Source organism: Frischella sp. Ac48 (assembly GCF_019641635.1).
GTDB classification, from domain to species: domain Bacteria; phylum Pseudomonadota; class Gammaproteobacteria; order Enterobacterales; family Orbaceae; genus Frischella; species Frischella japonica.
The window spans coordinates 1-25,811 of record NZ_JAETXP010000012.1; the positions used below are offsets into that span (position 1 = coordinate 1).

A 25,811-nucleotide genomic window follows, 5' to 3' on the forward strand; every position below is an offset into this window, starting at 1 on the left:
ACTTATCAGCGTTTATAGTAGTATCTTCCATTTTTTATTTACATTTAATTCGACTATCCATTAATGATTCAGTATAAGGGTGAGTTTCTCATGTTTGTCTAGTACTAGCCCATTCATTAAGTTTTTTGAAATCTGGATCATTTTCAGGTATAATAGACACATGACTACCATGATCATTAATAGCTTCTAAACCTGTTCCGTTAAGTTTAGCTACATCTACTGCTTGATATTTACCTTCTGGCTTATCCAAAGAAAATGAAAGCCCAGAAGTTGTATCTTTTCCTGGTCTTGGGGTCATTGAATCAGGAGTTCCTGAAGCCATTCTATAGACAATACCCTCTGTAAGTTTTTCATCCAACCCAAACGGGTCGACCATCGTATTGGAATCATGCACATACGCATACAAATTCGGGTTATTTCCTGCCAGTCCGATGGGGTCTTTGCTAGTATACATCCCTGTTTCAGGGTTATAATAACGGAACCGATTGTAATAAAGCCCGTCTAGTTCCTTATCTTCATACTGCCCCAGTTGCCTGAACGGAATAAACGACTTATTGTTAAATAAATTTTCCCTTATTCTGCCATAGATGTCAAATTCTACCTGCCAAACCAGCTAACCTTTGTCATCATAGGCCTGAGCCGGTCTGACCAAATAATCCGATACAATCGAGTAGGACTTACCCTCGCATAGCTTAGCTGTGGGTGCTAAACTTCCTTCTTCATAAACCCAAGTGGTCAGGTTTTCAACCGGTTCGGGTTGTTCTAACATAAGCATTCCCAGCTCATCAGAAATAATCTTAGGACGCCGTTCATTCTCATAAAACCATTCATGAAATAATGCATTACCATCCCAAAGATAACGATAAATCTTTGTATTTACAATTTTAGCTGTTCTTCTATCTAATGCGTCGTGTTCAAAACGGATCCATTTCCCCTGAGGATTGCGTACCGCTTGTAACATTCCGTTACCCAGCCATTGGTATTCCCAGTCACCTTGTTGCTATTGTGGAGGGTCAGAATTTTCAAGCGTTCTTTTTTTTCTTATTTTATCGTATTGTTTGAGTTCGGATTTTGAATATCTCCGTATTTCAGCCCTACGGTCAAATTCATTTTCTTCAATCCAAAAATTGTTCTTAGAATTTATATTTTCAATTAAGAAAGATGAATTTTTTGGTAGGTTATTGGCAGAATTTTTAAAATTTCTCGGAGTTTTTAAAATAAGATTTCCCTGTTTATCATAAAGATAATTCCAAGTTTTATCCTTTAAAATCTTACCCGATGTACCATATACTTGATCGGATTATTGTGGATCGGAATACAAATTTTATAAAAATCAATTTTTATAAAACGGAAAAGAATCCTTAATTCTTAAGAATTTTTAATTAATTTACTATATCTAAAATTGATTCCTGATGATAAGAATTTAGGTTTTACGCTTAACTCTAGTTGTAGTATTGCACAAACACCCCTTATAGACGAGAATCGGAATTGTTAGAGAAACTAAATTGATTGTTAAACCAAAAAGCCAACTTCTAAAGTTGGCTTTTTATAAAATTTATAATTTTATTTTTAATTAAAGTTTTATTTTCTACAAGATCGTTAGTAGTAATCACAAGCATACTTTTATTATCAAAATCACTTAAAAAATCATTGAAATCAATGTCAGGATCTTGAATAATCTTAATGATTTGTGTTTGATTAAAATTAATTAAGCTAATGATTGGATCTAAATCTTCAAAAAAATTACCGTTACTATAACGAGTTTTAAAGAATGGAAATTGCCAATTATCTATTTCATCAGATTCAATTAATAAATCAGTAATAAAGTAATACCATTTTTTTTTAATTCGAGTATGTGAGGTGTTTTCATACAAAAGCTTTCCCTGTAATTATTTCAATGTCTATTCTAACATCTTTAGTACCTTTTATTAAGAAAGTTTTACTTACAGGTGCATCCGCTCCACCATTTTTACCAGCATTAATAATCCACTTTTTTAGCTTTATCAATAGCTTCTTGTCTTGCTTTACGTTCTCCCTTTGTTAAACTTTCAGTTAATTCATCTAACATAGATAGCCCTTCCTTTGACGTTGGTGGAGTCGCTCTATTCCATGATACAGATTTTTCTAAACCATCACCTTGAGCTTGAATTATCACCTTATGTCAATCCAACCCGAACGGATCGACCATCGTATTGCTATCATGAACATATGCATAAAAATTCGGGTTATTTCCAGCAAGCCCAATAGGATCCTGACTGATATATAAACCTTCCTCGGGTGAATAATAACGAAACCTATTGTAATAAAGCCCGTCTAGTTCCTTATCTTCATACTGCCCCAGTTGCCTGAACTTATCTTCATAATAAAAAATCAACCTGAATGGTTGGTGTTGTTTATTTTTATTAACGAGATACTATTAAATTACCAATATCTCCATTCATAGGATCAAATGAGAACCTATAGTCTTCATTATTAATAATGATTGAAAAATAAAGAGTATTTTCAATATAGTATAAGTCAGATACAGCAATATTATTATTTATAAATAAATTTTCAAATTTATTTTTTATTAATTTTAAAATATTCCATTTTATACTTTTATCACCATTGATGATATATGCTTTATTTTCCTTAAAGTTAAAAGGAGCTTCTACAATTCCTATTTCTTGTTCGCCTTTTAATAATATAGCTGTAATTTTTTTTTCATTTAACAATTGATAATTTTTTCCATTATAAGTCCAAGAAACACCTTCAGATAAAAGATCATATATACTTAATCTATTTATATTTTTTGATTTATCATAGCTCCCTAGAGAATCTATTAATTTAAATTTTGATATTTTCATTATTTTTTATGGACAAGTTATTTTTTTAGGTTCTTCAATAGGTATTAATTTAGCACGATCTTCATAATTAAGTATTTGCACTTGATTTCCTCCTCCTTCATAAGTTATTCCATTATAAGTTTGTGGACCAACTGTACCTATCTGAACTCTAGTCCCTTCTGGAATTAAAAATTTTTGAACATGAGAAACCTCTGGTTCAAATTCAGAGGTAACAGCTAGTTTATTTCTCACATAACTTACATCTTTTATATGGTCTAATGTTCCCCATCCCCCTGGTTTTATCTGTCCAGGAGTCATAGCCATATTTACTACCATACCACCCTTAGGAATAATTATAGATTCAATTTTTGTTCCAGACATCCAAGGGTTTGAATTCGTTGGAGTTGGTAACATTAACATCAACCCGAACACATCAACCATCGTATTCGAATCAGACACATAAGCATAAAAATTCGGGTTGTTCCCTTCAAGTTTTATAGGGTCTTGGTTAATATATGAGCTAGTTTCAGGATTATAGTGATGGAAACGGTTGTATTCTAACTTAATTCTTACTTACACTATTTCAAATAACATTTCTTATTTTAATATATTATACCTATTTTGATATTAAACAATTTACTCAATGTGTCTTTTCCACTTATCAGGTAATAGGTGCTATCAAAAATAAAAAAGCTATTCCCCACGCAGAAGGGAAATTTAATTGCTTGTTCTTTTTTATTATCGTTGAATGTTATAATAATTAGTAATGATAATATAATATTTGATATGCAAAATAAATATTTTGCTTAAAAATAAAAAAAACTAAAACTTTTATTAAATTCATCTACAAATTTTTCATTAATAATATCATCGTTTATATCTAAACCTAGCATTTTCCAAAATCTGATTTTTCCTATAGTTGCGTACATATTACTAAAATCTTGATATCCAATTGTCTTAGGTGTTTGATTATCATTCAAATATAATGATTTCATTCTATTAATATTGACTAATATCCATTGTAACAACATCATTTAACATTTGATAATCAGCATCTATTATTCCTTTAAATTGGTCATAAAGATTTTCTAAAATGTTTTTATTACCCAATATGATATTTTTATTAAAATTATTATTTAATAAATATTCTGCCAAAATTAATAAATATACTTTTGAATAATTTTTTAATTCATCTTCATCATCGATTTTAATTTTGTTAATTAATATATTTAAAGAGGCAAATAATATTTTATTTTTAGATTTAAAATTATAATTAGAAGCCACTAGAAAAAATAAAGAATCTAATAAATCAAAGTAATATAAAGATGAAAATTCCTTTGCTTTTTCATATTTATAGCAGGATTGAATAAAATAATCTAAAGATTCATCTTTTAATGATTCTAATGGATGATCTAAACAAAAGTTTAATTGCAAAATATTCTTTTTGTTATATAAATCATTACTGGACTCCTCATCAAACTCACCTTTTAACGAGATTAATAATGCTTTTGTCGAATAGAAAAACCTAATATGAGACATATAATTATTTACATTTTTTTATTTTAGCTATTTTAGAATTATCTAATACTTCTATAGCGTCTTGATGAATCGCCCTTTTAGATAAAACCTCATTTGATCTAGTAGCATTTCTTAATGCTAATGGATCTTTTTTGACTGCTTGAATAACGTTTTCATGCTGTACTACGCTAGGAACTTTATCAGGATTTATTCTCACAGCCCCAAAACCACCATCATATGTTGCATCAAGTTTACCCTTACTCATTGAAATATATCCAGTATCTGTTTTACCTTGAACATGTTCTAATATTTTACCAGAACCAGTGCCCGTTCCTTTAGGTTGAATTCCTGTTCCAGCTTCAATATTTGCAGCATCTACTTCTGATAACCATCGATAATAAGAAGTATCTTTCCCGCCTTTAGCCATCAACCCAAAAGGATCAACCCAAGCATTACTATCATGCGTATATGCATAAAAATTCGGATTGTTTCCGGCAAGTCCGATAGGGTTTTGGCTTATATAAGTTGCCGTATGACTGTCGTAATATCTAAACCGATTATAATAAAGTCCGTCTAGTTCCTTATCTTCGTACTACCCCAGTTGCCTGAAGGAATAAACGACTTATTGTTAAATAAATTTTCCCGTATTATGCCGTAGATATCAAACTCCACCTGCAAAACCGGCTCACCTTTCTCATCGTAGGCCTGAGCGGGTCATCCCAAATAATCAGATACAATTGAGTAAGACTTGCCCTCGCATAACTTAGCAGTAGGAAGATAGCTTTACACTTCTTAATTTTTAAAATTAAGAATTTAAAACAGCTCGAAAAACACTGAAAAAACAAAAAAGCGCTAAATCGCCAAAAATACGTAAAAAAACATTCTCAAACCGCCGAATACAAATTGATAGTTTGAAAAAAGATGGAAATGTTGAACAGTAAAGGGATTTAAGCAATTTTTATAAATGCGTGGCTTTGCCACTCCTTTTTTGCCCCTTTTTTATTCCGCTTTTAGAGTAGAAAGGAATTAAAAAAACCGCTTCAATCAAAGCGGTTGAACTATTCAAAGTCATTTCTTCTACGAAAAAAAGGTTTTTTAAATCTATTTATATTGTTTTATGGATATGTATCTAAAAAGCCTTTTGGAGTAGGATATTTTGAAAAAAAGGTAACGTAATTTTTATCTAATTCAATATCAAAAATTTTTATGTTTGAATATTCTAATGCAAAATTATACTCTTTTAACTTCTCTTCTAACTCATCTGAAAGTGATATACTAAATAGACTAACACACTCCCAATACTCTTTAATTACATTCTTTATTTCTAAAGAAAAATGATTTTCTATAATTAATGCTTTATAAAAATACTGGTTCTGCTGAACAATATCAGTTATCCTTAAATACTCATTTATATATTTTTTATTTAAAGATATAATTCTATCTTCTTTTCTAGTTATACTCATAATTCTATGAACATTTAAATTTACTTGACAAATTCTTTAAATTGCTATCACTAAATCCGTCAACTCCGTTTGGATGAATTAATCTTGCGTGTGCATCTCCTATTTTACCTTTTGTAGGATTATGAATGGCATTAAACCCCGCACTCCTTATTTCTCCCGCAGTTGTACCTTTTACTGATGATAAATCAACTTGACGAGTTGGGAAAGCATCATTCCAAACTTTCATTACATCTTCAGCACTATTGGCTCTTATTGAAGATACACCTTGAGGGTTCAACTTTCCTGATGCAATAGCATCAAGTTCTCTACCATTAAATTTAGAAGCATCTATCCCAGAACTTCCTGAAATCCTAAATAATTTGGTATTATCAGACTAAGGCATACCGTCTATTAGGTCTAACCAAACGGGTCAATTTGTGTATTGCTGTCGTAGACATATCCGTACATCGTAGGGTTTCCACCTGCTAAACCTATCGGATCTTGAGAGATAAAAGTACCACTATTCGGACAGTAATAACAGAATCTGGAGTAGCACAAATCCGTTTCTACATCGTAGTATTGTCCCTGAAATCTAAACGGAATAAACGGCTGATTGTTAAAGGTATCTTCTCGTATTCTGCCATAGATGTCAAATTCCACCTGACAAACCAATTCACCTTTGTCATCATAGGCCTGAGCGGGTCTGACCAAATAATCCGATACAATCGAGTAGGACTTACCCTCGCATAGCTTAGCTGTGGGTACTAAACTTCCTTCCTCATAAACCCAAGTGGTCAGGGTTTCGACCGGTTCGGGTTGTTCCAACATAAGCATTCCCAGCTCATCAGAAACAACCTTTGGACGCCGTTCATTCTCATAAAACCATTCATGCAACAATGCATTACCATCCCAAAGATAACGATAAATCTTTGTATTTACAATTTTCGCTGTTCTTCTACCTAACGCGTCGTATTCAAAACGGATCCATTTCCCCTGAGGATTGCGTACGGCTTTTAACATTCCGTTGCCCTGCCATTGGTATTCCCAGTCACCTTGCTGCCATTTGGGAGGGTCAGAATTTTCAAGCGTTCTTTTTTCGTATTTTATCGTATTGTTTGAGTTCAGATTTTGAATATCGCCGTATTTCGGCCTTACGGTCAAATTCATTTTCTTCAATCCAAAAATTGTTTTTAGAATTTGTATTTTCACTTAAGAAAGATGAATTTTTTGGTAAATTATTGGCAGAATTATTAAAATTTCTCGGAGTTTTTAAAATAAGATTTCCCAGTTTATCATAAATATAATGCCAAGTTTTATCCTTTAAAATCTTACCCGATGTACCATATACTTGATCGGATTATTGTGGCTTGGAATAGAAATTTTATAGAAAAATCATTTGAAAAATGAAAAAAGAACTCTTAATTTTCAAAAAGTCTTAATCACTTTACCCTATCTTAAATTCATCCCTGATGATAAGAATTTAGGCTTTATGCTTAACTCTATTTGAAACATTGGGCAAACGGCTCTTTTAGCGGAAACGGAGTGTAAAGGGCTTGCGCTCAGCCATTTTTCCGCTAGACTTTGACAAACTGTTCTGGCTTGTTAAAATCTTCTTCCTAACTCGGAATGGGAATTGTTAGACATACTGAGTTATGATTATTAAACCAAAAAGCCAACTCATTTGAGTTGGTTTTTTAATTCATATTACAGATTCAAAATTAGTATTTAACCGTAATTTTCCCATAAATATATTTTTTCATTACTTTTTTTAACTTTATCAAAAATCACTTTAGTTCCTATTACTTCAACCCAATACTTAGCATTTTCAAAAATAAAATGTTTATAAACACGATCATCATATTTTCTCCAATTTGAATCATAATTTTCTCTTTCATTTAATATTTTCGTCATCCATTTAGAATTTTTAATTTCATAATAATAACATTTATAGTCATGATTAATATTACTCGGATATAATTCTAATTGAGTATGTCTTAAATGTTTAATTGACATCATATTTTCAACATTAAAACATCCTAAAAAATCATCTTCTATATTATGAGTAATACCTTTATTATAATCCCAACATTTAAAATAATAAAAAAACTCATCTCTTATAAACTCTGAAATACAAAAACACTGAGGATCTTGCCAAATATTTTCTATTTTATGTACTATTATTTCTTCTTTCATACTTATTTATTTACATGTAGTTAATTTACTTGTACCTTCATTAGGGTAACCCGATTCTCTTTAAACGTGAATTAAATTCTCTTAACTAATATACATCTGTGACAATTTCTATAGAAATAGAACTTGCTTTTGATTACCTTGCTAAATAAAGCCTACTATTACCATCTCTTACAACATATTATCCTTTCACATTTACAACTCTAATAGATTTCATATTTTTCATCACATTATCTGCTCCTGAATTTTTAATGATATTAGCATTTTTATCAATATTAATATTATTCTTAGATTGCCCTAAACTCTTGGCAAAATTATCTGGATTATCAAAATTTTTATTAATTGTAGTTTGTGAAAAATTTATATCCTTAGGATTTACCATTGATAGGCTCCATGCCCAACGGGTTAATTTCTATGCTGCTATCATGCACATTTGAATAAAACTTTATTCCACCTTCAAGAGCCCCGTACTGCCCCAGTTACCTGAATGAAATAAACGACTTATTGTTAAATAAATTTTCCTATATGCAGAGGAAACCAAGCTCCTCTATTCATATATCTAAGTAGTCAGATTTTCGACCGGTTCGGGCTGTTCCAACATAAGCATTACCAGCTTGTCAGAAATAAGCTTTGAAAACCACTAGTTTTAGTGAATTATTAGCAGAATTTTTAAAATAAAGTTTTTCTGTTTATAATAAATATAATTTTTATCCTTTAAAATCTTACCCGATGCACCATAATACCTATTCTCATACCAACCTTCTTGGTTTGATATTTCTTTAGTTATTTTTGAAAAATATTTATTAATCATGTTTATAATTTTTTGAGCTTTCTTACTATTTCTAAATTTTTTCAAGTTCTCTATAACGAAAAATGGCAAGCTCTAACTCGCCATCATCACTTAAAACAGTTTTTTTACTATAAACGTTGCGAGTATTGCTACCTCGTTTTTTCTGATGTTTTTCATGACCTAGATGCTGCATCATTTCTTCATTTAACGCCGGTTCAATCACTAGTTTATTCACAAAGCCCGTTAATTTGCTTGAATTTTCCTGATTCTTTATGCTTTTGGCGAGCTCTGCGGTCATTTCTCTTAGTTTTTTTTCGTCGATTTATATCTACCTATTTTTAACTCATTACAATAGTTCAAATATAAGCAAATGCACAAATTTATCTATAGGGTCAATTGATGCTGACTTTTGATTTTTTGAATTAATGTTTTTGCAGTATTATTTAAATCTTCATAAGGTGAGTCTAAATATTTTTCTATGATATTTAGAGTTTCATTATCAATTCCGATTTTGTATAGATCCCAAAGGCATTTCTTCCATATGGGGACCATAAATGTCTCTATATTATCAGTATCATTCTTATCAAACTTATTGATATTTAATATCTCTGAAAAATACTTTTTATTTTTTACACTTATTTCTATTGAATCTAATAGTCTTTCTAAAAAAGAATAGGATATCCAATCTTTTGTTATTAACTCTTTATAAATTCTATCAAGTTTATTTTTAATATACTCATCATCATGCAAATATTCTTCTATATCCAGATATTCCTCTATCTTATCTAAGTCTTTTAAATTAATAGATTCCAATAGTTTTCTATAAAAATAATCTTTATTTTCGTTTAGATTTACTGGATATTCCTTATAAAATGAATCTAAATCTATTTTATTAGTCAATAAATTATAAATTAAACTTTCCTCTTTAGATACCATGATTATTTACATTTATACTTATATTATTAGTACTTACGTCTTGAAAGAATATAATATTTTCATTAAATATATCAAGTCCTTTTCCTAGTCCAATATTGATTTGGGCATTCTTACCAACTTTTTCTTGCTTAAAATATGTAGAAGTTCCCATTCTATCCAGATTTTACTAACTTTGATTGATCTCTAACACCTATGTTTTCTAATACCTCTGTAATTTCATCTATCATGGTAAATTTATAAATTTCCCCCCTGTAATTATTAGAAAAATCCTGAGTTGGAAAGGTGAATTTTTTTTGTTGGAGATAACTTCTTTATTTTTTCCAGTATTTAAGCATGTTCTTCAAAGATAGCTCTGTAAAATATTTAATCTAATTCGAACGGGTCAACCTGTAAATAAAATTGAATAAAATCTGATTCTAATGAAATATTTAAATCTAATAATGCATTTGAATATTGTTCTGATATATCATTAAACCACCAAACATTTTTTTATAAAAATCTTTAACTTTGCTTGATAAAATTCCAAATAAACCTTAATTATATTCAACTTTTAATTTTCGAGCGTTAACTTCTGCCTCTGCTCTTTGCTTCCAATAAGCTTCTCTATCAATATTAAATAACTCTATATCTACTGGATTATAAAGGTGAGCATTTGATAAATAAGGAAGGAGTGCATTACTTACATAATATTTTTGATATTTTGGTGTTGATAATAATAATATTTTTATAATAATTTCTTATTTCTCCTACGATTTTGTTTTAGACCGATTATCTTTTAAGTATAATTCAAAGATTTTCACTCCTTTACTTCTATCTCCATGATGAGGCTCTAAAGTAGGTATCCCATCAAATATCATTTATCCATTTAAATCCTCTGGAACACCTAAGAAAGTTTTTATAAATTCAACTCTATTAGAGGGCCACCAACCATAGTTCTCTTTTGATCTAGTTTAATCCACCAATACCCATATTTATCATCCTCAAATACATCTATATCTTTCCTATATATTCTATCTAATTTATACTCCAGTCCGAAAAAAACAATCTCTAGGTTACTATTATAAACGTCAGCATAAAAATAAGGTTGATTGCCTTGCAGTTTTATGGGATTTTGGGAAAATATAAACGAAACCGATTATAAAAAAACCCGTTTCAACATCTTCAAAATTTGGAGACAGAATCAACCGCCACCTTTAACGGATAAAAACGCAAAATTTAGGATAGGGTCTCTAGGTAATTCATTTTTTTAACCATATTTCTAATTAAGTTAAAGTTCCAATGTTATAATTTAATTATTAACTTTCATCTTCTATTTCCTCTAAAAAAATATCCTGTAGATTTCCATTAAGTTTTTTTCCTTTATATAAAAATTGGAAATTTTCCTCTTGTCCTTTCAGATAACTAACACCGTCAATAATACCTAATAAATTAGAAACTGTATCTGTAATTGATAATTTTAAAAAAGATATAAATTTATCTTTGTCTGTTACATCCAACTTATTATAAAGAGATACTCCATTTTTCCATTCCCCTTCAGGTAATTCATTTTGTTTATTATCCAAATTACTTAAATTATCTTTATAATGATCTAAATTATTTTTTAATACTTCTATAATTATATTATTTACAAATTCTACATCGTTCATATTTATTTACTTTTCATTTTAGGTTTTTAAAACGCTTTAGGATACATCTCTTTATTAAGCGCTATGAGCTCTTTTAGTTTTATATTTGGAATATCTGGATATACTCTTTTAAGTTCCTTAATATCTCTAGCTAATAAATCTCTTGCACAATTAATTCCTTTTATACTTCTTGAAACTACAGTGTTTGTTGTAGGATCTTTTATTGTATGACCCTATTTAGGAACTAATATAGCTGGTGCTTTTTCTAAATCGTATCCAGGTATAAATTTACACAATACTGCTTTTTGTCCTACATGATGAGAATTTAAACCAATACCTGCACCTTTAACTTTTAAAACTTCTTGTATTTCAAATTCATATTTTATGCCTGAGCCTGACTAAACCATCAACCCGAACACTTCAACCATCGTATTCGAATCACTTACATAAGCGGGTTGTTTTCTGCTAACCTTATTGGGTCTTGGCTAATGTATATAAACCAGTTTCAGGATTATAATATCTAAAACGATTATAATACAGCCAGTTTCAACACCCTCATACTGTGCCAATTGCCTGAATGGAATAAACGACTTATTGTTAAATAAATTTCCCCGTATTCTGCCATAGATGTCAAACTCCATCTGCCATACCAGCTCACCTTTATCATCGTAGGTCTGAGCAGGTCTTCTAAATAATCCTATACAATAGAGTAGGACTTGTTCTCGCATAGTTTAGCTGTGGGAAGAAAGCTTCGAACAGTATAATTTTTAAAATAGCGGACTAAAAAGAGTTCGAAATAACAAAAAACGCTAAACAGCCATAAAATAAGTAAAAAAGCCCATTTTCAAAGCAGCTAATGCAAGTTGATAGAGTAAAAAAAGGTGGAAATATAGAACAGAAAAGGGATTGAAACGTTTTTTGTTTTAAAGTTTTCTATAAATTTCTTTTAGTTCTTTTTCATACTTTTTTGCATTTGGAATACGCGTAGCTTTTAGATAAGGCTCTAATCCAGAAGGATTAGTTTTTAGTAAAAAATATTCAATTAGATAAAGGAGTAAAAAACTTTTTGAGTAACCAAGTATTGTTTCATTATCATCTTCTTGTTCAGGCTCTTCTCTATTTGGATATTCTTCATCAATTTTTACATTTTCAAATTTTTGCATTTTACATAAGACAAATTCATTGAAAATTTCTTTATCCATTTCGAGTAATTTCATTGCTTCTTCTTCGGACAAATTTGCCAATTTCATCTTTTTTTCATCACGACTTGCGACAGCTTCTCTATATTCACTAAGAACTTTTAGCTTTGTTCTTTTCTGTATATTATCAACTAAATTTTTATATTGACATGAATCAATTATTTGTTTTGCAATTTCCATTTTTTTACCTTTATAATTTCTTTAATAATATTATCTACAAATTCTATATCATTCTTATCTATTTACATTTTATTTCAGGTTTTTAAAATGCTTCGGAATACATTTCTTTATTAAGCTCTATGAGCTCTTCTAGCTTTGAATTTGGAATATCTGGATATGCTCTTTTAAGTTCCTTAATATCTCTAGCTAATAAATCTCTTGCACAATTAATTCCTTTTATACTCCTTGAAACTACAGTGTTTGTTGTAGGATCTTTTATTGTATGCCCCTATTTAGGAACTAATATAGCTGGTGCTTTTTCTAAATCGTATCCAGGTATAAATTTACTCATTAATCCTCAAGAATTCCTAATTACTTTACCCTATCTTAAATTTATTCCTAATGATAAGAATTTAGGTTTTACACTTAACTCTCTTTGTAATATCGAGCAAACAGCCCTTTTAGCGGAAACGTAGTGCAAAGGGCTTACGCTCTGCCATTCTCCGTTAGATTTTTATAACCTGCTCTCGCTTGTTAAATGCCTTCTCCCTAACTCGGAATGGGAATTGTTAGACCAGCTGAATAATGATTATTAAACCAAAAAGCCAACTTTAAAGTTGGCTTTTTGGTTAGTTTTATTTTGTTTCTTCTAAAAAATATTTAATATTATGTTCTTTTAAAAATTTTCTGCAAAAATCTAATTCTTCTTCTTTTCTTTCTTTGTTATACATAATACCTTCATCTACTTCAATAGTATTTTGTATTATACTTAAAGCCCAATGATAGGGCATTTCATGCATTAAAAAATAGACATCTCCAGCTTCCTTTAGATTATCCAAATAATTAATAATTCTTTGATTTATTTGATTATTTTCAAGTTTTACATTAAAAAATTTAATTATTAATTCTCTAATGTATTTATAAAATAATTTTCTATGGAAAATTCTTCTTTCTCCATCTGTTGCATCATCAATAAAAATAAAATCGTTTTCCATAATTTTAAGGAAATTTTATCTGTTCAGAAGCTAATTTTGCTGCTTTATCACTGTTTATAGTTACTTGCATTTCATTTAATGCTCTTGTTTTTTCTACCCCATCCATGACTGCTTGAGGATTAGCTAATTTAGGGTTAATTACCATGGGCTAAGGTTCCATTTCTACCTTTGGTTACAAAGTCTGCCCATTTAAGTTTGTGTAATAATGTATTTTTAATCTAACTCTGCTCTTGAAAATAAATCTTGTATTAAGGTTTCGTTTTCGCAGGCTTCTTTAAATGCAATTATGAAGGATTTCAGAGCATCGGGATTTGATGAATAAGCACAAAACATATCTGCTTCCGGGTCAAACTTAACGACCTCCATTAATTCCGGTTTGTACTCCTCTAAAAATACTATTGCTAAAGAACCCCAATCGTAACCGTTTCCCTCAAATCCTTCTTCTTCTCTTGTTTGGAAAATTTCAGCTTTGTATTCTCCAACATTTAAGCATACCGAAACACTCTTTTCGTGTTCAACCCAAAAAAAAGGCTTAATTAATTCCTGAAAGTTATTAGTGTCCATATTGTTCTAACTCTTTAAAAAGTTCATCGCCATTTGCTTTTATTCCGTCCCTGTATTTCGCAGGTATTTTACTTCCTACACGTTCAAACCAATCATTAAAAGTCTTTTTCCATTCTTGAATTTTATTTTTTGTAATTAATATATTTGCATCTGTTGGATATTTTTTAGCAATCATTAATAACAAATCAATATTTGCCAATAATGGTTGAGCTATTTTGTCATTTTTCTTCATCCAATCATTTACATCTTCAATCAAAGAAATAGAAAACTTCAAGTAATCTACTCCTACATATTCTGCAATATCATTACCCTCTGGGGCGGTGCTAAATATTTTCATTTTCATTAGTTTATAAATTATCCAAAAGATACTTTTCTTAGTTTTTTATTCATTTTAACTTTTAAAAGATTGTCTGATGTCCAACGTTCATTTACTATTCCTCTATTTTTATTTATTAGTCCTGATTTTTCAAGTTGTTCTTCAATTGATAAATTCATTCTATCCATTAATGTTAATCGTTCATCCATTCTTTTTCTAATCATAGCTCTTTCAATGGAACTAGCTTGCTTGTGTGAGATTTTCTGCTAAAACTTGCATTATACCAATCTTACCTATTTTGTTTGGGTCTGCTAAATGTTCTGCAAATCGTGCACTGTTGTTCTACTTGTTATTCCATAATAAACAACCTTGCCTTTAGAGTCTAATAGTTGATATACAAGTTCGCCACTTAAACCAAAATATCGCCCCAAGTATTAGTATCTTTCACAAAGATGTAAATTTATAGATTTGCCATCTGCTCCTATAGGAGCTAGTCCCCCTAAAGCTATATCTAAAGAAGTTCTACCTTTAGAATCAATTAAATCCCAATTTACATCTTGTTGGAAAATTTTGTAAGTATACCCTGTTCCTCCTCAATTATTATTTATACTGAATCATAAATTAAGAGGGTAATTATCAAGAAATCCATTAAAAGATGGATATTTAATATAAAAAGATATTTCTTGATTTTCTTCATCTATGTGAGGTAGGAAAATTTTAACGTTTCTATTATCTAAATATAAATTATATTTACTTATATCTTCTTCTAATTCATCCAAAATAGAAAAAATTAAGTCATTAACAGCATTTACATAATCATCTAAAATGAGAACAAGTTCTTTAGGAAAATTATTTTGAATTATTTTTCCTGAATATAAAAATGGTATTTTTGGATCTTTATGAACTTCAATAAATCCTAGAATTTTGTTATTTTCCTTAGAAATAATATAATCTTTGATAATTTGTTCCATATTATTTAGACCATTTAAAGTTATCCGATAATTTTTTCAAATTACTATTACTAAATCCATCGGCTCCATCCGGATGGATTAATCTATCATGCACAACACCAATACCTTTTGTAGGATTATGAGTTCCTGATGATATGAATTTAGGTTTTACCCTTAAATCTCTTGTTATATTTCACAAACGGCTTTATTGGTAGATCTATCGTTTACCAATTATATGGAACACAACAAATGTGATATCTTTAACATTTTGCAACTGATACGCTCGCTTATTCCTGAAGATGAACTCGAACTTGTTGTTAAAATGAACTCTTAGAAGAGATAAATCTGCTACATTTGCGAGGCGGATTATTATTTTATCTCATCTATTCATATTCTATTTTGATGTATCCCCAATCCTCATTTCTAAAATCTTTTTAGCATCTTCATGAATTTCGTCATTAATGTCATTAGAAATTTTTTCTAACAAATCAATTGGAAGTTTTTTATTTCTTATTACAGCTAAACGTACTGAATAATTTTTATCCCTTAATAATTTTTCAAAAATAACTCTATTGCATTTTTTCTTCATTGCAATTGTGAATCGTACATCGTTATTATCATCAGTAACAAGCTCTTCCAATATTTTGACTGGAATTAATTTATTATGAATAATCCACGATTTTCTTTCTGGATAATTTTTTATAATCTCTGAAATTAAATCAGATGATAATTCCTCATTAATTATTCTATTATTATCTAATTTACTATCGCTATCAGCTAAATACAGATACTCATTTATATTGCTAATCATAAATTTATTTACATTTTACAATCTTACCTACTGGTCCTTTATACTTTTTATTAGGATAAATAAAATCTCCATTTTTATCAACATCTCTATACAATTCTAATGTTCTTCCTTTTCCTTCTTTAAAAACTTTAAAAAATGAACCTCCATGACCTGCGGTATTTTTAGACCGACATAAACCTGTACTATCATGTTGGTAATATCTTTGGTTACCTATCATTTTTGATTAATTAGATCGTTTATCTGTTAATTCTCAAAGCTTCCTCTCTTTCATCAACCCAAACGGATCAACTTTTGAATTAGAGTCAAAAGTATACGCATAAGGATTCGGATTGTTTCCTTCAAGTTTTATCGGATCTTGACTTATCGACTTATCGTTAAATAAATTTCCCTTTATTCTGCCATAGACTTCAAACTCCATCTGCCATACCAACTCACCTTTAGCATTATAAGCCTAAGCCGGTTTTCCTAAATAATCCGATACAATCGAGTAGGACTTGTTCTCGCATAGTTAGCTGTGGGAAGAAAGCTTCGAACAGTATAATTTTTAAAATAGCGGGCTAAAAACATTCCGAAAAACAAAAAAACGCTAAACTGCAAATTGATAGAATTAAAAAACGATGGAAATGCAGAACAGTAAAGGGATTTAGTGTAAGTGTGGATAACTTTTTATTTTGGGCTGTTTTGAAAGCCAAAACGAACAAAAGAATGGGAAATTGCAAAGCAACTATAATTTAACGCGTGGCTTTGCCACACAATTTTTTGCCCCTTTTTTTCTTTTTGACACAAAGAAACTGCTTTTCTCGAAGCGGTTTTGGTTTAATAACCTAATTCAATAAAATCTTCAAAGTATTCTTCAAAAGATGAAAATAATTCTTCTATTTTATCAATGTTCATTTTTTCATCATCATATTTTACGTTTGCTCCATAAATCGCATTATCTTCTAATTCTTGATTTATAGAAACCTTGTACAGTGTTAGATATTCGCCAACTTCGTAACTAAGAACAATTAAATCATTAGGAAGGTTTACTTCTTCTCTCATTTGTTTAGTAACTTCTACTAATGGATATGTAATGCTATTTTCATCTTTTGCAATTCCAAGTATATTAACATCTCCAAAATTGCACATTCCGCATTGAGATAGAAATTTTTTGTATTGCTTTGGGAGTTTTATATTTAATTCTTTTTCAATGTAATGAATTTGATCATCATCAGCACCTAACCAATATTCAAATTCTTCGCTTTGTTTTAAATTTTTAATGTAATCCATAAGACATTATTATCAATGATAACCTTTAAATGATTTTGCCCTTTTCTTTCCAATGATTTTTACAGAATCTTTCGTTTTGTTTTTGAGCTTTCTGTTGTTTCTAGAACTATTACCGTCTTCTATTAAGCCGTGTAATGGTTTATAAGGCTTTTTATGAGTACTGTCTAATAGTTGTGTCAGCACCAAGAACGTGATGTAGATTCATTTCTTTCCGTCAATTCAATAGGAGCATAGCTTTTACTCATCAAATCATAATTTGAAGCCCTTCATCAAGTAATTTTTCTGCAGTAGGATTGGTTTTCCATACAATAGGGTCAACAAATATTGGAACACCTCCGCCAAAATCAACAGGATTTTGATATATCTTTCTTCCTAAAACCGCAATCGAATTATACTTATTTAATCCAAATATATCCACTTCTGTATTTATATCACTCACACAGGCATAAAAATTCGTGTTGTTTCCCGCCAATCTTATGGGGCTTTACTAATGTATAAGCCTATTTCAGGATTATAGTAACGGAAATATCGAACAAAATGAATTTTTTTACCAGATTAAACAACAGCCTTACCCCCGAAAACCTCAAAAGTTTTTTAACTTTTTGAAAACATTTCATTTATTGAAAAGTTATCAACAGCTGGGTTTTACACTTAACTCGCTCTGTAATATAGCCAAAACGGCTCTTTAGGTAAAATAGAGTGCAAGACCACTTATCCTCTACCATTAATATGCTCTGGCTTATTAAAAACCTTCTTCCTACTAGAGAATGGAAATAGTTAGACTAATTAAATAATGATTAATTATTATCAACCATAAATATTTCATTAGTTTAAACAACTTAAAAAAACACATCAGCTATACTCGATCAACTTAAGAAAGTGAAATCAGCTAAGAGCAATAGTGAAGTATACATCCAGGGTGAGCGATGAAAAAAGAGAAGCAGATTATCAAAAAAAATGGCATCAAAATTGTGGATGATATTTATCGATATTTAATTAGTTATGGTATTCATTATAAGCGTTATGATCATAAAAATAAGTTGGCTGAGTTAAGTTGTTTACTATCAATTCAGGGGATATCAAATGTACACTAAAGCTCACCAATGTTAATTTGGTATTATCCTGCCATTATTGATGATATCTGTTTTTAAACTTAAACGTAGGATATTTTAAAAGTTATTGACAAGACTATTTTATCTAATCCTATATCAAACCTTTGATGGAAAATATTCAATTTATTTGCAATATTTTTTTATGAAATTATGAAAAAAGATGTAACATATTGCTCAATATATAGTAAATCAATGCAAAGTAGAAATGAGGAATCAAATGAATAGAGGTTTAAAATTATATATTATAAAAGACTATTTCGAGAAAGCCCAACTACCAAAATTTGATGATAAATCAATACTATATATTTCCAAGGATGCCTCATTATGGCAATATGTATTTTATAATTTTTTTGTTGTATTTTTGATTAAACACTATTTAATTTACTTTCAACCTGATCAGATTATCTTAATTGAGTTAACCAAATTAGGGGACTTAACCAAAAATATAAAAAAAATTCCAATGGAAAAGATTAGCAATATACAATTTAAAAGGGGTATTATATGTAGTAAATTATCTTTCATGGTCGATAATGAAAAATTTCAATTTAAAATGCCCAATTATTTGTTGAACGAAAAATGGCAAGAAGCTAATTTAGAGAATATTATTGGCAATTATTTTTTAACAGCAAAAACATAACAACATTTAAAAATATAATGAATTTAAAGATAACTACTCTTTCCAGAGAAAATATGGAACAATCAAATAGAGTATAACTATTACTAAAAATAATAGATTTATTTCTTGAAAAAAATATAATCAATATCGTAAAAAAGTTTACTTTTTTCAATCGATAGTCCTAAAATTTAGATACTACAAGCCCATTAAACTGTGTAAGTGCAAATCAACAGTAACTAAACAGAAAACTCTTTATCATGGCACAGCTTTCACGTTATTAATACCTAAGAATAGCTAGATCCCACCATTATGTGCAGCTATCAATAGAAGAACTACCACACAATTAATTGGTAAAAGGCTTAGTTAAGTAATTGTACTCAACTTAATCCATTAGCGATGCAACAACCAAAATAAAGTAATTTTGGACATTAAAACATAGATAGATCAAAAATTATTGAGAACATTTTCATTCAACTCTTTTATAAATTTATTCTTTTTTATATAAATAAATTATCGCTTTGCAAGTTTTAATAATAACAAAATATGATTTCTCCAATCATAGCGAATATTTGCAATCGCTTAAAATTTATTATGTTGCGAAAATTAATCTAATCAATTATTATATTAAAATCGAAAACAAAAATAACAAAAACCAATCATAATTCCATGAAGATTCCCCAACCTATTTATCGATACCGAAATGCTTCAATTTTACTTTTAGTTTACATCATTCTCAGTTCTTTTTTGGCTTACTATTATATACTTGAATCTTTGGCTAAAATCGATAGTTGTAATTTTGATATAATAAATTTTTGTTTTATATTGATCACAACTTTGTGCTTAATTTTATTTATTACGATATTTATTAAAAACCGTAATTATTTTATTGTAGCATTAGGTTCGCTAATGTTATTTCTATTTTTATGTGAAATATCTTATATAATCTATTTTGTGAGATGATTTCAGAAGGTGTACTTGATTCTTTGTTGGAAACTAATGTTCACGAAGCATGGTCAATGAGTGGACAAGTGCTAATTATCACTTGCCCAGCATTATTAATCACCCTCACTATCGTTTTTATTTACCGCAGATTTATTTCTGTTGAATTTAGAATAACCATACCATTATCATTTTATATCATCTCATTTTGTGGTCTTTTTATCCTAATACTTGGAACACCCATAAAAAAGGAAATCAAAAATGGGGATTTTAATACCATGTCAGAGCTGATACGTGTTTATTTTCCTGCTTTAACTGGTAATTTATTGTATGTAGGTCTCAAACCTATTTCAACCGATATCTATTCAAATTTCAATGAAATTGAAAAATTTAATGAGGCGGTTATATTACCCCCTAAAAAAACAGATAATGATTTGGTTGTATTAATAATGGGAGAATCTTCCTTAGTTACTCGCTATAGTACTTATGGCTACGATAAACCAACCACGCCTTTCATGACTGAAATTTTTAATCAAAAAAATGGATGTATCGTTCAAAAGGCTCATTCAACTGCTGCGCTTACTCGAGACTCAATACCAATGACTTTATCATTTAATATTCCTGAAAGCGATGATAATTTATTTAATAATAAGTCAATTATTGAAATGGCTAAGTACAATGATTATAAAACGTTTTGGTTAGCGTCAATACAACAATCTATCTCTAGCTCGTTTAGTACTAAATTCGGCTTTATTGCTCGCAAAAGTAATTACATTGAATTTACCGATAATTTTGATGATATAAGTTTAAGTAAACTATTGGAAGATCGACTAAAGAATGACAACTCACCTAAAAAGTTTATCTTTATTCACTTACGTGGGAGTCATAAAAATTATACAAGTTATGATGAAATTGATAAACAGGCATTACCTAATGCTGAAGATTATGACCTTACGATCCATCATACAGACCGTGTGGTGAAAGCCTTATATGACGTGATTAAAACATATAGTGATAATTATACACTAATTTATACTTCAGACCATGGAGAAATAGTAAATGTTGGGCATGGTTTCGTAAAAGGTATTGACCAGTTTTTGATCCCATTTATGATGATATCAACTAAAAATGAGTTTAATTGTCAATTTATAGAATCATTTCGCGCAACAAATGGCTACTTAAGTGGTTTAATGAATAAATATATTTTATCTAACCTGTTAGGTTATGAAATTGAACCAACTATACTTAATCAAGAAAAAAATAACGATCGCGTTTATCTATCTAACAATACGGTTATGCCATTTTTAGAATTTTTAGAAAAAAATTAATTTATTGTTAAGTTGACAACTTAAACAACTGCTTAAATGGGCATTAATAAACAAGTAATATTAAACTTTTAACTTAATGAGAGGCGAATTAAATTTAATAAATCATGTGTTTAACAATTTAATGAGTTTTTAAAATTTAAAGATATAGTCACTACTTAATCTAAATAAAAAGCCAAAAATATTGATAATATTTCTGGCTTTTATAAGCTTAAAAGGCCATCACCAAAACGATATTTATTCCCACTCAATAGTCGCAGGTGGTTTACCACTTATATCATATACTACGCGGGATATTCCGTTTACTTCGTTAATAATTCGATTTGAAACTCGCCCTAAAAAATCATAAGGCAGTTGTGCCCAATGAGCAGTCATAAAATCGATAGTTTCAACGGCACGCAATGAAACAACCCAGTCATATCGGCGGCCATCGCCCATGACCCCTACAGAACGAACAGGTAAAAAGACAGTAAAGGCTTGGCTAACTTTGTGATATAGTTCAGCTTTGTAGAGTTCTTCTATAAAAATCGCATCAGCTTGACGTAGTAAATCACAATATTCTTTTTTCACTTCACCAAGTACCCGCACCCCGAGACCAGGTCCAGGAAATGGATGACGGTAAAGCATATCATATGATAAACCAAGCTCTAAACCTACTTTGCGTACTTCATCTTTAAAAAGTTCACGGAGCGGTTCGACTAACCCCAATTTCATATCTTCTGGTAATCCACCAACATTATGATGGGATTTAATCACATGCGCTTTACCTGTATCAGCCGCAGCAGACTCGATCACATCTGGATAAATCGTACCTTGTGCAAGCCATTTGACATCTTTAAGTTTAGCGGCTTCTTCATCAAATACAGCCACAAATTCACGGCCAATAATTTTACGTTTTGCTTCAGGATCCGATTCGCCTTTCAACGCTGTTATAAAACGATCTTCAGCATTGACAGCAATTATATTTAAACCAAATTTATTACCAAACATGTCCATCACTTGCTGATCTTCATTTAAACGTAACAAACCGTGATCAACAAAAACACAAGTTAATTGCTCGCCAATTGCTTGATGTAAAAGTAATGCAGTTACTGAGGAATCAACCCCACCAGAAAGTCCTAATAAAACCTTATCATTACCCACTTTTTCTTTAATTTTCGCAATTGCATCAGTGATAATTGAAGATGGTGTCCATAGCTTTTCACACTGACATATATCAATTACAAAACGTTGTAATATTTCAAAACCTTTGACGGTGTGCGTGACTTCTGGATGAAATTGAACACCATAAAATTGTTTTTCATCATTTGCCATAATAGCATAAGGGCAAGTTTCGGTACGACCGATCACAGTAAAACTGTCTGGAATTGCGGTTACTTTGTCACCATGACTCATCCAGACATCAAGTTGATTAATACCATCTGCATTAGTGCTATCAAAAATACCATCAGTTAACTGAGATGAACCAACTAAATCAACTTTTGCATAGCCAAATTCTCGTTGATTAGAACCCGTTACTTGCCCGTTTTGACCAACTTGGACAGCCATAGTCTGCATACCATAGCAGATCCCTAATACGGGTACGCCAGCTTCAAAGACATATTTTGGTGCTCTTGGGCTATTCGCTTCAGTAGTGCTTTCTGGGCTACCTGATAAAATAATCCCTTTGGGATTAAACTGCTTAATCTTTTCTTCTGAAACATCCCACGGCCAAAGTTCGCAATACACGCCAATTTCCCGGACCCGACGAGCAATCAATTGAGTCACTTGCGAACCAAAATCAAGAATTAAGATACGTTGCTGATGGATGTCTTTTTTCATGTGGTTTTTCCTAGTAAGCTAATAAACAGTATGATCTGAAAATAAACATCAAAACATAAGTTATTGATTTTATTATATAAAATAAGGTATTTAACAATGATTTCTAGACTTTAAATATCATGATGTTTATTGAAACTAACTAAACAATTATTATTAAGAACCCTAAAATAATATGAGGTGATATTATATCACCTCATATTTTCTGATCTACTTAAAACACAATTATTGTTGAGTAGCTTGAATTGCAGTTAATGCAATGGTATAAACAATATCATCAACCAATGCACCACGTGATAAATCGTTTACAGGTTTACGCATACCTTGTAACATTGGACCAATTGAAACCAGATCAGCAGAACGTTGTACCGCTTTATAAGTGGTATTACCGGTATTTAAATCAGGGAAAATAAATACCGTTGCTTGACCCGCAACAAGGGAATTAGGTGCTTTAGATTTAGCTACATCAGGCATTACTGCCGCATCATATTGTAATGGACCATCAATTAATAAATCTGGACGTTTTTCTTTCGCGATGCGTGTTGCTTCTTTCACTTTCTCAACATCCGCGCCTTGTCCCGAATTACCGGTTGAGTAGGAAATCATTGCAACTTTTGGTTCGATACCAAAGGCAATCGCAGTATCCGCTGACTGAATTGCAATTTCAGCCAATTCTTGCGCATTTGGATCTGGATTAATTGCACAGTCACCATAAATATATACCTGCTCAGGCATTAACATAAAGAAAACAGAAGACACCAATGAACTACCTGGTGCAGTCTTGATTAATTGTAAAGGTGGACGAATAGTATTTGCTGTCGTGTGTACCGCACCTGATACTAATCCATCCACTTCATTTGCTTCAAGCATCATAGTACCAAGTACGACATTATCAGCAAGTTGTTCACGCGCTAAAATTTCGGTCATACCTTTATTTTTACGTAATTCAACTAAACGCGGAACATAATTTTCACGAATCGCCTCTGGATCCATTATTTCAATACCCGCCCCTAACGTTACGCCTTGCGTAGCGGCAACGCGTTTTACTTCATCTGGATTACCAAGTAATACACATTTAGCAATACCGCGCTCAGCACAGATAACAGCGGCTTTTATTGTTCTAGGTTCATCACCTTCTGGTAATACAATTGTTTTACCCGCTTTACGAGCAAATTCTGTTAATTGGTAACGGAATGCTGGTGGTGACATACGTACAATGCCATCTACCATTTCAGTTTTTAATGATTTAATCCAGTCACCATCAATATGATCAGCTACAAAATTTTGTGTGTTATCTAAACGTTCTTTATCATCGACTGGAATTTCTAGATTAAAACGTTGTAGACTTATCGAGGTTTGGAATGTATTGGTGTCAACACTAAAAACAGGTAATCCAGTTTCAAATGCCGGTTGGCAAAGTTTAGCTACATTCTCATCTATTTCATACCCACCCGTTAATAAAACACCGCCAATTTCAACACCGTTCATCACCGCTAAAGAGATGGTCGCTAAGATATCAGCACGGTCTGCTGACGTTACAAGTAATGCATTTGGACGTAAGTGAGAAATAATGTTTGGCACACTACGTGAACAGAAAGAAACGTGTTTGATACGACGTTGTTTAATACCACCTTCATTAATGATTTTAGCTGCAAGATGATTGGCCATATCTACAGCGCGACATGCCGTTAAATCGATATTCCAGGGAATACAACCTAATACCGGTAATGGGCTATGTTGGCGTAAATCATCGATAGTGATTTTTTTTCCATCAAATTTTGGTGTATGATAAATATCAGAAACATCTGGACGCGCTAAAGTTTGTGCGTCAATCGGCGCGTTAACTTTATTGATGATCACACCAGTAATTTTCTCATTTTTGATACCACCAAAGTTAGATCGTGCTATTTCAACACGTTCTTTCAGTTGCTCCGGCGTATCACTGCCCATAGACATAACAAAAATAATTTCCGCACCTAAAGTTTTCGCAACATTGTAATTAAGTTCATTTGCAAACGGATAATTAGCTGTTGGAACAATTCCCTCTACTAAAACTACATCTGATTGTTTATTGTTTTCAGCATAAAGGGCTATGATTTCTTCCATTAATACATCTTGCTGATTTAAACCTAATAATTTTTCCACATGACTCATTTTCAGTGGTTTATTTGTTGGGATTGATGTATTACTTTGAATCAATGTCGTTGTTTGATCAGGACGATCACCATCTAAAGCAGGTTGTGCGACTGGTTTAAATAAACTGATATTGACACCTTGACGTTCCATTGAACGAATAACGCCTAAGCTAACGCCAGTTAAACCGACATTTGCACCAGTTGGGATTAACATAATGGTACGAGCCACTTTTGTACTCCTTTTCTTTGAATCTAAAAAAACCGCCAAATTTGGCGG

The 25,811-nt window shown here is 30.8% G+C and carries 33 protein-coding genes and 2 pseudogenes; 4 read left to right on the forward strand and 31 right to left on the reverse strand.

What is annotated here, in order from left to right:
- Positions 1-88 precede the first annotated feature (88 nt).
- The 19 genes and pseudogenes from JMI89_RS08595 to JMI89_RS08680 all read right to left on the reverse strand — a co-directional run bounded on the left by JMI89_RS08595 (position 89) and on the right by JMI89_RS08680 (position 12,705).
- Positions 89-613, reverse strand: a complete 525-nt coding sequence (locus JMI89_RS08595) for an RHS repeat-associated core domain-containing protein (RefSeq protein ID WP_220679951.1) — start codon at positions 611-613, stop codon at positions 89-91.
- Positions 614-961: a hypothetical protein gene (locus JMI89_RS08600; RefSeq protein WP_220679848.1), complete on the reverse strand. Its 348-nt coding sequence runs from the start codon at positions 959-961 to the stop codon at positions 614-616.
- A gap of 571 nt (positions 962-1,532) precedes the next feature.
- Positions 1,533-1,874 carry a hypothetical protein gene (locus JMI89_RS08605; RefSeq protein ID WP_220226076.1) on the reverse strand — a complete coding sequence of 114 codons (342 nt, stop codon included), beginning with the start codon at positions 1,872-1,874 and terminating at the stop codon, positions 1,533-1,535.
- 104 nt (positions 1,875-1,978) lie between these two features.
- Complete coding sequence (locus JMI89_RS08610) at positions 1,979-2,155, reverse strand: hypothetical protein (RefSeq protein WP_220226077.1); 177 nt, start codon at positions 2,153-2,155, stop codon at positions 1,979-1,981.
- Between the two features lie 12 nt (positions 2,156-2,167).
- Positions 2,168-2,350 (reverse strand): annotated as a pseudogene (locus JMI89_RS08615) (RHS repeat-associated core domain-containing protein); the annotation flags it as partial.
- Positions 2,351-2,402: 52 nt separating this feature from the next.
- Positions 2,403-2,846 (reverse strand): hypothetical protein, encoded by a 444-nt coding sequence (locus tag JMI89_RS08620; protein WP_220679850.1) that lies wholly within the window; start codon positions 2,844-2,846, stop codon positions 2,403-2,405.
- Between the two features lie 6 nt (positions 2,847-2,852).
- Entirely contained in the window at positions 2,853-3,239 is a 387-nt protein-coding gene (locus tag JMI89_RS08625; protein ID WP_255562883.1) for a hypothetical protein, read from the reverse strand.
- An 18-nt stretch (positions 3,240-3,257) separates the two neighbouring features.
- A pseudogene (locus JMI89_RS12100) lies at positions 3,258-3,392 on the reverse strand (RHS repeat-associated core domain-containing protein); the annotation flags it as partial.
- A 432-nt stretch (positions 3,393-3,824) separates the two neighbouring features.
- Positions 3,825-4,364 carry a hypothetical protein gene (locus JMI89_RS08630; protein WP_220679851.1) on the reverse strand — a complete coding sequence of 180 codons (540 nt, stop codon included), beginning with the start codon at positions 4,362-4,364 and terminating at the stop codon, positions 3,825-3,827.
- Between the two features lie 4 nt (positions 4,365-4,368).
- Entirely contained in the window at positions 4,369-4,770 is a 402-nt protein-coding gene (locus JMI89_RS08635) for a hypothetical protein (RefSeq protein ID WP_255562884.1), read from the reverse strand.
- A gap of 688 nt (positions 4,771-5,458) precedes the next feature.
- Positions 5,459-5,806, reverse strand: coding sequence for a hypothetical protein (locus tag JMI89_RS08640; RefSeq protein WP_220679852.1), 348 nt, complete (start codon positions 5,804-5,806; stop codon positions 5,459-5,461).
- A 4-nt stretch (positions 5,807-5,810) separates the two neighbouring features.
- Positions 5,811-6,032: a hypothetical protein gene (locus tag JMI89_RS08645; protein ID WP_220679853.1), complete on the reverse strand. Its 222-nt coding sequence runs from the start codon at positions 6,030-6,032 to the stop codon at positions 5,811-5,813.
- 170 nt (positions 6,033-6,202) lie between these two features.
- A complete protein-coding gene (locus JMI89_RS08650; protein WP_255562885.1) occupies positions 6,203-6,952 on the reverse strand; it encodes an RHS repeat domain-containing protein in 750 nt (249 codons plus the stop codon).
- 558 nt (positions 6,953-7,510) lie between these two features.
- Entirely contained in the window at positions 7,511-7,978 is a 468-nt protein-coding gene (locus JMI89_RS08655; protein ID WP_187755316.1) for a hypothetical protein, read from the reverse strand.
- A 178-nt stretch (positions 7,979-8,156) separates the two neighbouring features.
- Positions 8,157-8,357: a hypothetical protein gene (locus tag JMI89_RS08660; protein ID WP_220679854.1), complete on the reverse strand. Its 201-nt coding sequence runs from the start codon at positions 8,355-8,357 to the stop codon at positions 8,157-8,159.
- 460 nt (positions 8,358-8,817) lie between these two features.
- On the reverse strand, positions 8,818-9,063 hold the full coding sequence (locus JMI89_RS08665; RefSeq protein ID WP_220679855.1) for a transposase: 246 nt from the start codon (positions 9,061-9,063) through the stop codon (positions 8,818-8,820).
- Positions 9,064-9,149: 86 nt separating this feature from the next.
- Entirely contained in the window at positions 9,150-9,701 is a 552-nt protein-coding gene (locus JMI89_RS08670; RefSeq protein WP_187755318.1) for a hypothetical protein, read from the reverse strand.
- 1,295 nt (positions 9,702-10,996) lie between these two features.
- Positions 10,997-11,347, reverse strand: coding sequence for a hypothetical protein (locus JMI89_RS08675; protein ID WP_187755330.1), 351 nt, complete (start codon positions 11,345-11,347; stop codon positions 10,997-10,999).
- A 902-nt stretch (positions 11,348-12,249) separates the two neighbouring features.
- On the reverse strand, positions 12,250-12,705 hold the full coding sequence (locus JMI89_RS08680; protein ID WP_187755331.1) for a hypothetical protein: 456 nt from the start codon (positions 12,703-12,705) through the stop codon (positions 12,250-12,252).
- 119 nt (positions 12,706-12,824) lie between these two features.
- On the opposite strand from JMI89_RS08680, the gene JMI89_RS08685 reads away from it, so the two are divergent.
- On the forward strand, positions 12,825-13,160 hold the full coding sequence (locus JMI89_RS08685) for a hypothetical protein (protein ID WP_220679856.1): 336 nt from the start codon (positions 12,825-12,827) through the stop codon (positions 13,158-13,160).
- A gap of 159 nt (positions 13,161-13,319) precedes the next feature.
- Here the strand turns inward: JMI89_RS08685 and JMI89_RS08690 are convergent, their stop codons facing one another.
- From JMI89_RS08690 to JMI89_RS08735, 10 genes are all read right to left on the reverse strand, one after another.
- Positions 13,320-13,679 carry a hypothetical protein gene (locus tag JMI89_RS08690; protein ID WP_187755333.1) on the reverse strand — a complete coding sequence of 120 codons (360 nt, stop codon included), beginning with the start codon at positions 13,677-13,679 and terminating at the stop codon, positions 13,320-13,322.
- 4 nt (positions 13,680-13,683) lie between these two features.
- Complete coding sequence (locus tag JMI89_RS08695) at positions 13,684-13,824, reverse strand: hypothetical protein (RefSeq protein ID WP_187755334.1); 141 nt, start codon at positions 13,822-13,824, stop codon at positions 13,684-13,686.
- A 68-nt stretch (positions 13,825-13,892) separates the two neighbouring features.
- Positions 13,893-14,243, reverse strand: a complete 351-nt coding sequence (locus tag JMI89_RS08700) for an immunity 51 family protein (RefSeq protein WP_187755335.1) — start codon at positions 14,241-14,243, stop codon at positions 13,893-13,895.
- Positions 14,233-14,586, reverse strand: a complete 354-nt coding sequence (locus JMI89_RS08705) for a hypothetical protein (protein WP_246415101.1) — start codon at positions 14,584-14,586, stop codon at positions 14,233-14,235. Before JMI89_RS08705 ends, JMI89_RS08700 begins: the two co-directional genes overlap by 11 nt.
- A gap of 11 nt (positions 14,587-14,597) precedes the next feature.
- Positions 14,598-14,783 carry a hypothetical protein gene (locus JMI89_RS08710; protein WP_187755336.1) on the reverse strand — a complete coding sequence of 62 codons (186 nt, stop codon included), beginning with the start codon at positions 14,781-14,783 and terminating at the stop codon, positions 14,598-14,600.
- 390 nt (positions 14,784-15,173) lie between these two features.
- Positions 15,174-15,530, reverse strand: a complete 357-nt coding sequence (locus tag JMI89_RS08715) for a hypothetical protein (protein WP_220679857.1) — start codon at positions 15,528-15,530, stop codon at positions 15,174-15,176.
- A gap of 373 nt (positions 15,531-15,903) precedes the next feature.
- Positions 15,904-16,320, reverse strand: coding sequence for a hypothetical protein (locus JMI89_RS08720; RefSeq protein WP_220679858.1), 417 nt, complete (start codon positions 16,318-16,320; stop codon positions 15,904-15,906).
- A gap of 4 nt (positions 16,321-16,324) precedes the next feature.
- Positions 16,325-16,537, reverse strand: coding sequence for a hypothetical protein (locus JMI89_RS08725; RefSeq protein WP_220679859.1), 213 nt, complete (start codon positions 16,535-16,537; stop codon positions 16,325-16,327).
- A 599-nt stretch (positions 16,538-17,136) separates the two neighbouring features.
- Positions 17,137-17,589, reverse strand: coding sequence for an SMI1/KNR4 family protein (locus JMI89_RS08730; protein WP_220679860.1), 453 nt, complete (start codon positions 17,587-17,589; stop codon positions 17,137-17,139).
- Positions 17,590-17,833: 244 nt separating this feature from the next.
- A complete protein-coding gene (locus JMI89_RS08735; RefSeq protein WP_220679861.1) occupies positions 17,834-18,028 on the reverse strand; it encodes a hypothetical protein in 195 nt (64 codons plus the stop codon).
- A gap of 487 nt (positions 18,029-18,515) precedes the next feature.
- Here JMI89_RS08735 and JMI89_RS08740 point away from each other — a divergent pair, with 487 nt between their 5' ends.
- The 3 genes from JMI89_RS08740 to JMI89_RS08750 all read left to right on the forward strand — a co-directional run bounded on the left by JMI89_RS08740 (position 18,516) and on the right by JMI89_RS08750 (position 21,584).
- Positions 18,516-18,683, forward strand: coding sequence for a hypothetical protein (locus JMI89_RS08740; protein ID WP_187755343.1), 168 nt, complete (start codon positions 18,516-18,518; stop codon positions 18,681-18,683).
- A gap of 235 nt (positions 18,684-18,918) precedes the next feature.
- Positions 18,919-19,338, forward strand: a complete 420-nt coding sequence (locus JMI89_RS08745; RefSeq protein ID WP_187755344.1) for a hypothetical protein — start codon at positions 18,919-18,921, stop codon at positions 19,336-19,338.
- 935 nt (positions 19,339-20,273) lie between these two features.
- Positions 20,274-21,584 carry a sulfatase-like hydrolase/transferase gene (locus tag JMI89_RS08750; RefSeq protein WP_220679862.1) on the forward strand — a complete coding sequence of 437 codons (1,311 nt, stop codon included), beginning with the start codon at positions 20,274-20,276 and terminating at the stop codon, positions 21,582-21,584.
- Positions 21,585-21,818: 234 nt separating this feature from the next.
- On the opposite strand, the gene guaA is transcribed toward JMI89_RS08750, so the two are convergent.
- Together guaA and pta are read right to left on the reverse strand one after the other, a co-directional pair.
- The gene (guaA, locus tag JMI89_RS08755; protein ID WP_220679863.1) at positions 21,819-23,402 is read right to left on the reverse strand and encodes a glutamine-hydrolyzing GMP synthase; all 1,584 of its coding nucleotides are present in this window, start codon (positions 23,400-23,402) and stop codon (positions 21,819-21,821) included.
- Between the two features lie 222 nt (positions 23,403-23,624).
- On the reverse strand, positions 23,625-25,763 hold the full coding sequence (pta, locus tag JMI89_RS08760) for a phosphate acetyltransferase (RefSeq protein WP_187755346.1): 2,139 nt from the start codon (positions 25,761-25,763) through the stop codon (positions 23,625-23,627).
- Positions 25,764-25,811 lie beyond the last annotated feature (48 nt).

Excerpts from the sequence above, each read along its gene's own strand:
- JMI89_RS08685 (WP_220679856.1), top strand. The coding sequence starts at position 12,825 with ATGAGCTCTTCTAGCTTTGAATTTGGAATATCTGGATATGCTCTTTTA.
- JMI89_RS08730 (WP_220679860.1), bottom strand. The coding sequence starts at position 17,589 with ATGGATTACATTAAAAATTTAAAACAAAGCGAAGAATTTGAATATTGG.
- JMI89_RS08650 (WP_255562885.1), bottom strand. The coding sequence starts at position 6,952 with ATGAATTTGACCGTAAGGCCGAAATACGGCGATATTCAAAATCTGAAC.
- JMI89_RS08670 (WP_187755318.1), bottom strand. The coding sequence starts at position 9,701 with ATGGTATCTAAAGAGGAAAGTTTAATTTATAATTTATTGACTAATAAA.
- JMI89_RS08695 (WP_187755334.1), bottom strand. The coding sequence starts at position 13,824 with ATGGTAATTAACCCTAAATTAGCTAATCCTCAAGCAGTCATGGATGGG.
- JMI89_RS08725 (WP_220679859.1), bottom strand. The coding sequence starts at position 16,537 with ATGATAGGTAACCAAAGATATTACCAACATGATAGTACAGGTTTATGT.
- JMI89_RS08635 (WP_255562884.1), bottom strand. The coding sequence starts at position 4,770 with ATGGCTAAAGGCGGGAAAGATACTTCTTATTATCGATGGTTATCAGAA.
- JMI89_RS08600 (WP_220679848.1), bottom strand. The coding sequence starts at position 961 with ATGTTACAAGCGGTACGCAATCCTCAGGGGAAATGGATCCGTTTTGAA.
- JMI89_RS08630 (WP_220679851.1), bottom strand. The coding sequence starts at position 4,364 with ATGTCTCATATTAGGTTTTTCTATTCGACAAAAGCATTATTAATCTCG.
- JMI89_RS08660 (WP_220679854.1), bottom strand. The coding sequence starts at position 8,357 with ATGGTAAATCCTAAGGATATAAATTTTTCACAAACTACAATTAATAAA.
- JMI89_RS08655 (WP_187755316.1), bottom strand. The coding sequence starts at position 7,978 with ATGAAAGAAGAAATAATAGTACATAAAATAGAAAATATTTGGCAAGAT.
- JMI89_RS08705 (WP_246415101.1), bottom strand. The coding sequence starts at position 14,586 with ATGAAAATGAAAATATTTAGCACCGCCCCAGAGGGTAATGATATTGCA.
- JMI89_RS08640 (WP_220679852.1), bottom strand. The coding sequence starts at position 5,806 with ATGAGTATAACTAGAAAAGAAGATAGAATTATATCTTTAAATAAAAAA.
- JMI89_RS08750 (WP_220679862.1), top strand. The coding sequence starts at position 20,274 with ATGATTTCAGAAGGTGTACTTGATTCTTTGTTGGAAACTAATGTTCAC.
- JMI89_RS08740 (WP_187755343.1), top strand. The coding sequence starts at position 18,516 with ATGAAAAAAGAGAAGCAGATTATCAAAAAAAATGGCATCAAAATTGTG.
- JMI89_RS08710 (WP_187755336.1), bottom strand. The coding sequence starts at position 14,783 with ATGATTAGAAAAAGAATGGATGAACGATTAACATTAATGGATAGAATG.
- JMI89_RS08700 (WP_187755335.1), bottom strand. The coding sequence starts at position 14,243 with ATGGACACTAATAACTTTCAGGAATTAATTAAGCCTTTTTTTTGGGTT.
- JMI89_RS08625 (WP_255562883.1), bottom strand. The coding sequence starts at position 3,239 with ATGTTACCAACTCCAACGAATTCAAACCCTTGGATGTCTGGAACAAAA.
- JMI89_RS08620 (WP_220679850.1), bottom strand. The coding sequence starts at position 2,846 with ATGAAAATATCAAAATTTAAATTAATAGATTCTCTAGGGAGCTATGAT.
- JMI89_RS08715 (WP_220679857.1), bottom strand. The coding sequence starts at position 15,530 with ATGGAACAAATTATCAAAGATTATATTATTTCTAAGGAAAATAACAAA.
- JMI89_RS08690 (WP_187755333.1), bottom strand. The coding sequence starts at position 13,679 with ATGGAAAACGATTTTATTTTTATTGATGATGCAACAGATGGAGAAAGA.
- JMI89_RS08680 (WP_187755331.1), bottom strand. The coding sequence starts at position 12,705 with ATGGAAATTGCAAAACAAATAATTGATTCATGTCAATATAAAAATTTA.
- JMI89_RS08675 (WP_187755330.1), bottom strand. The coding sequence starts at position 11,347 with ATGAACGATGTAGAATTTGTAAATAATATAATTATAGAAGTATTAAAA.
- JMI89_RS08645 (WP_220679853.1), bottom strand. The coding sequence starts at position 6,032 with ATGAAAGTTTGGAATGATGCTTTCCCAACTCGTCAAGTTGATTTATCA.
- JMI89_RS08745 (WP_187755344.1), top strand. The coding sequence starts at position 18,919 with ATGAATAGAGGTTTAAAATTATATATTATAAAAGACTATTTCGAGAAA.
- guaA (WP_220679863.1), bottom strand. The coding sequence starts at position 23,402 with ATGAAAAAAGACATCCATCAGCAACGTATCTTAATTCTTGATTTTGGT.
- JMI89_RS08720 (WP_220679858.1), bottom strand. The coding sequence starts at position 16,320 with ATGATTAGCAATATAAATGAGTATCTGTATTTAGCTGATAGCGATAGT.
- JMI89_RS08665 (WP_220679855.1), bottom strand. The coding sequence starts at position 9,063 with ATGACCGCAGAGCTCGCCAAAAGCATAAAGAATCAGGAAAATTCAAGC.